The following is a 2849-nucleotide window of genomic DNA, read 5'->3' as shown; positions in this document are numbered from 1 at the left end:
TGCAGCAATACCTTGGACATTTGCTTCTCCCCGTGCGGCCCGCGGACGAGTAGCAATCGTCGCGGAACTCTGTTGATGCGACGGGAGCATCACACCGGTGCTCGTAAGCCGCATCCGTTCGGAGTAAGCGTGTTCAGGCGGGAACGGTAGCCATGCCTCGACTGCGAACCAACGCTTGGAACGATGGCTCGGCGCGCAACGCTGCCAGCATCGGCAACATCGGCGTGCACAGCGCCCACGCGGCGCCATGCGAAGTGGCGAATCGGAAGTACTCGACGGCACGTTTGGTCTGACCCAGCGAGGTGGCGATGAGCATCGCCCCCTCAGCGAAGGCAGCCGACCGGCTCGCACTCGCCTCCAACATATGCAGCTGTTGTAGAGCGCGATCTCGGTCACCCGACGCAGCGAGCACGCTGCCGTACACGCCTCTATAGAAAGGCGTGGCCGGCGCCAGCTCCACTGCACGTCGAGCGCAGTCGAGCGCCGCAGCGTTGCCGCTCACCATGAAGTTCAGCCCCAGCATGCTGTACGCGCCCGCCGCCACCGGATCGATGGCTATCACCCGCTCCAACTGCGCCTGTGCCTCATCGAAACGGCCAGCCATGTGTAACAGTTGTCCCAGCTGAGCATTCACCACGACGCAAGTCGGCGCTCGCGCCACAGCCAAATGACCAACATGCACCGCTTCGCGCAAGCGACCTTGCGACGCTAGGAAGTCGGTGTACCACTGCAAGGTCAGCGCACTGGAATCGTCCAGGCGCACCGCTTCGAGCAACGCTCGTTCGGCGCTATCGAAACGCAGTTGAGCCAGATGAATGATGCCGCGCGTGGAGTAAGCGTCAGCGAGATTTGCGTCGAGCACCAGGGCGCGATCGATGTAAGCAGTGGCCCGCTCCGCCGCCGGACCCGACTCGGCGCCACTGTAAAAGGCATCGAAAATTTCGCAACGAGCCATGCCGACCAGCGCCGGCGCGCAGCTCGGATCCAACTGCAATGCCTGGCGGAATCGTTCACGCGCATCGGGAATACTCGTGGCATCACGCGCCGCCACCAACCGCTGGCCTTCGAGCAACGCGTCGAATCCAGACGATTGCCGATAATGTTTCCAGGTCTGACGGCCCCAATACCCCGGCTCGATGGATTGCAGCTCACGTTGCAGTCGACCGCACAGTCGCGTCTCCGCTTCCAGTGCATCGTTCAGGTCCGCTCGTTCGCTAGCGGCCCAGCATATTTCCTGGGTACGTGGATCCACACACCGCACGCTGAGCAACACTTCTCGACGTACTACGCGAACAGAAGATTGAATGACGAAGGTGAAAGCGTTGGCATCGGTGCCGGCCGACACTTCACGAATGCTCACTTTCAATTGCGGCGCGCTGCCCAGAACGTTTAACAGCGTGTCGCGAAAACATGCGCCGAATTCCGCCGCCCGCGGCCCCGATGACAACAACGTCGGCGCCGCCAAGGCAACGGTCATACCGGTGCGAGTGATGGTGGTGTTGGCCAGCTCGGCGGGGAAATCGCAGGGTTCGTAAGGCACGGACAGTCCGTAGCCATACCCCTGCACCGTATGAATCGTTTCCTGGCCGGTGAAGAACGGCGCCAGTGCCCGGCGCAACTCCACCACCAGCATGGACAGCGCTTTGTCGCTCACATCCCGATCGGACCACAGGCCTTCGAGCAGCGCGTCTCGCCCCACCGGTTTGCTGCCGGCACGGCCGAGCATGATCAGCAGCTCGAGCGCCTTGCGGCTGACTTCTAGGCGCGCGGCGCCATGCATGAGCGCCAGCTTGCGCTCATCGACGATCAAAGCACCGAGTCTCGCTTTCACCGCTGCTGCCCTCGAGCAGTCCCGTCATGCCGCCTCAATCAAGGCGTTTCATGTCCATACCTGCGAGCAGATGCGCAAGTAGTTACGGCCCAGAATGTCCTCGACTGCGCCCTCAGAGTAGCCGTTTGCGAGCATCACGCCAATCAGCTCGACGATTTGCTCGGGAACCGCGTAGTTGAAGCCAGGCCAAGCCGGGTCTTGCGCCATCGGCCATTCGTCGGGCCGCGCCCGAACCCACTGATTCACATGCTCAGCATCGAAGATCACATCGAAACCCAGGCCGACATGCGACGGCCCGAGCAGCTGTACATAATGATCCACGTGCCGGAACAGCGCTTGCGTGCGGCACTTCGGATCGCCCAGGTATTCGCTCGATCCGGAAATGCCCACCAATCCGCCGGTGGCGGCACAGGCCCGCGCTTGTTCGTCGTCGATGTTACGGAACGACGGGTGCACGGCATTGGCATTGGAGTGGCTGAACACCATCGGTTTTTGCGCGATGGCCAGCGCGTCGAGCGAAGTTCGACGGCCGACATGGCTCAGATCGACGAGCATGCCCACTCGCTCGGCTTCACGCACGAAGCGGCGGCCGTAAGGAGTGAGCCCGCCGTCAACTCGTTCGGCACAACCGCCGCCCGTACAGTTGGCACTGTTGAAGGCCAGCAACGTTTGACGGACGCCCATCGCGTAGAACACATCGATCAAATTCAAGTCTCGCTCGAAACAGCGTGTGCCCTCGAACTGGAATACCACCGCGAGTTTGCCGTCGCGTTTCGCGGTCACGATGTCCTCGACCTTCTCTACCAGCAGCAGCGACGAGCGCTCCTGAAGCTCGCGTCGTGCCCACGCCGTGATGCGGAGTGCCTCGGCACTGTTGTGATTGTCGCCAGCGAGCGTGATGCCAATCGCACTCACGCCAGCCTTCGCGAAACGTTCCAGCTGTACCCAGCCATTGCCGCCGTCGGAGTTGCCCGGCAGATCCACTGGCCAGACGTTGTCCCAGACAACGGCCGACTCC

2 protein-coding genes are annotated in these 2849 nt (G+C 62.2%); both read right to left on the bottom strand.

Annotated elements, in window-relative coordinates:
- Positions 1 to 133: 133 nt before the first annotated feature.
- Entirely contained in the window at positions 134 to 1831 is a 1698-nt protein-coding gene (locus JNL55_RS13205) for a winged helix-turn-helix domain-containing protein (protein WP_293853628.1), read from the bottom strand.
- A gap of 48 nt (positions 1832 to 1879) precedes the next feature.
- A partial coding sequence (locus JNL55_RS13200) for a dipeptidase (protein WP_293853626.1) occupies positions 1880 to 2849 on the bottom strand: 970 nt, incomplete at its 5' end.

It is taken from the genome of Steroidobacter sp. (genome assembly GCF_016790065.1).
Lineage (GTDB): Bacteria > Pseudomonadota > Gammaproteobacteria > Steroidobacterales > Steroidobacteraceae > Steroidobacter.
Note: the sequence above shows the minus strand (reverse complement) of the source record. Positions and strands in the feature narration are given on the sequence as shown.